2 protein-coding genes are annotated in these 2,502 nt (G+C 47.0%); both read right to left on the bottom strand.

Annotated features, from left to right (window positions below):
• Window positions 1-133 precede the first annotated feature (133 nt).
• On the bottom strand, window positions 134-895 hold the full coding sequence (gene istB / locus A3KS_RS0117130; RefSeq protein ID WP_026395928.1) for an IS21-like element helper ATPase IstB: 762 nt from the start codon (window positions 893-895) through the stop codon (window positions 134-136).
• A complete protein-coding gene (gene istA, locus A3KS_RS0117125) occupies window positions 885-2,411 on the bottom strand; it encodes an IS21 family transposase (RefSeq protein ID WP_084505061.1) in 1,527 nt (508 codons plus the stop codon). Before istA ends, istB begins: the two co-directional genes overlap by 11 nt.
• Window positions 2,412-2,502 lie beyond the last annotated feature (91 nt).

Here is a 2,502-nt window from a genome sequence, read left to right as displayed (position 1 = left end):
CTGTTTTTTGCAAGTACTTTTTGCAGAAAGTTGCAAGTTAAAAATACAGAATGTTGCATTATGGAAAATCCATAGTTTTGCAAGCTAAAATGCGAAGCAATTTCATGAGCAATCTAAGCATTGCAGGCAATTATTATTTTTTCAATTGATTGTCCGATATTGAGCGATATAATTCATTGATGCTGGATTCCCGCATCCGGTTACTGGGACCCGGAAACATAAGCAGGTGGCAGTGGTGAAGCAGCCGATCCAGCATAGCAGCCGTCATCTGTTCATCATAAAGCACATTGACCCATCGGGAGAATTCCAGGTTGGTATTGAGAATAATGGTCCGGCGTTCATAACAGTCGGATATGATTTCGAACAGGAGCTGTGCTCCCGTTCGATCCAATGGAACATAACCATATTCATCCAGGATAATCACTTCCGCTTTGTTCAGCCTTTTCAGAAAAGCGGTCAGGGTGCCAGCCGTTTTGGCTTCGGACAGTTTATTCACCAGGGCCGCCGTCCGGAAGAATTTCACCGGGATTCCCTGCCGACAGGCAGCGACGCCGAGAGCGGTTGACAGCATGGTTTTACCGGTTCCGGTGCCGCCATACAGGATGAGATTCTTCTTTTCGTGGATAAATGCCAGGGATTTCAGGCTTTCCGGGGTCAAATCCGAAGGCAGGGTGATTTCATCAAACCGATACCCTTCAAAGGTATTGATCGCATAGAAACCGGCACTGTTCACCAGTTTCTCGGTACGAGTGGCATTTCGGTAACGAAGTTCTTCACTGAGTAGCTGATACAGATATTCCTGGTGATTACTGCCTTCGGTGGTTTGCGCCAAATCAGCCAGATTGCGACTGAGGCGAAGCTTGCGGCAGCATTCGGCGATTTCTTTATCCAACACGACCGTCAACCCCCGTTCCCTGAAGCAACACATCATAAGCCGTCAGATTGGGCTGCATCGGGGTCATCTTTGGAATACCCAGAGGGAGTGTCATGGCCGGTAGCTCGGGGATATCGGAATACAGCCGCCGGTAAAGATTGGAAAGACTGTCGGCATCCCTCGCCTGATAGGTAATCGCATGATTAACGGTATTCACGGCACTGTCAAAACCAGTGCGGTCGGTCAACTCAGAAAGAAGCTTGAGGACCTGTCCAACTTCGCTGCTTGAACAGGTGGTCAGATAGGTTTGTATGGATTCCGGCATCAGTTCATAGATGCCGGTGTATTTAAGGGCTCGGGGTCGTAGGGATAATTGTTTCAGATAGGGCAGCCAGTCCATCTGCTCTTGTCGGTTATCCCCGTAAAGACGCCGATGGCGAACAATCTCACGAAAATTCTCATCCTGAATAATCACCATCGACGACGTTAACACCAGATGAACCGGGCACTGGGCATACTTTGGAGCCACCGAGTAAGCATGCTGCCTTTTGTTCAGATAAACCTTGGCCCAATTGTCGGCTTTGAGGATTTGATGACCGGTGAGGTCAAAACGAATCACGGGCAGTTCATGACAGGCCTTGAGATCCGCCTGAAACCGCTCCTCGATGGTTTCATCATAGCGATAATGGCCCCTTCGGGAATCCTTCTCACACTCTGAAAGCAAATGTTGATTATAATCCGAAAGTGATAAAAAGTGGGGAACCGGTACCATGAAGTTGCGGCGTTGATACCCAACCTTATTTTCAACATTTCCTTTTTCATGGCCAGCACCGGGATTCATAAAAACTGCTTTGAAGCAGTAATGCTCCCGAAACCGTTCGAATTTATCAGTCAGGTTACGCCCCCCACCACGGATGATCTCCGTAACAATGACTTTCGTGTTATCAAACCAGAGTTCCCCCGGAACACAGCCAATGTGGCGGAATATGGCATCCAGTCCTTCCAGCAGGCATTCCATATTTTCACCGTAGAATAGTTGCAGGTAGCCTTTGTTGCTGTAAGGAAAAGAGACCTCCAGGTATTTTCCAGTCAATTTTCGGCCATTTTCATAAAAATCAGCCGTGCCAAAATCAACCTGTGCTTCCCCGGGTTGATGCACTAGCGGCAGATAGGCCTGTTTGTTTTGTTTGAAAATTTCCCGGTGCTTCACCGCATAATAAGCGGCTACTGTTCGATAGGAACAGTCAAAACCAGTCACCTCAGAAAGCAGGCGATGAAACACCCGTTTAGCAGTATGTCGCTGTTTTCGCGGAGCTGATTTATCCTCAATAAGCCAGGAATCGATGACTGCTTTATAGGGGTCAAGCTTGGGACAGAATTTTTTATCGACCGCCGGCTTGGGTACCGGTTTATTAAAATCGTTCTGATCAATGTACTTACGTACCGTACGCCAATCAAGTCGTAGCGCTTCTGCGATTTGTGAAACATTTTCCCCTTTCTCATAAAATCGAAATCTGATATCATGTATTTGATCCATTGTGAGCATTCTCCATTTCCTCCTTGTTCTTTGGTCAGATACAAGGATAATTGATTTGATTTTTGCCCGCAATGGATTTTGCAATATTATG

Origin of the sequence: Acetobacterium malicum subsp. dehalogenans DSM 11527 (genome assembly GCF_000472665.1) — a bacterium.
GTDB lineage: Bacteria > Bacillota > Clostridia > Eubacteriales > Eubacteriaceae > Acetobacterium > Acetobacterium malicum.
The sequence above is the reverse complement of the archived record's forward strand: the minus strand, read 5'-3'. Positions and strand labels throughout refer to the sequence as shown.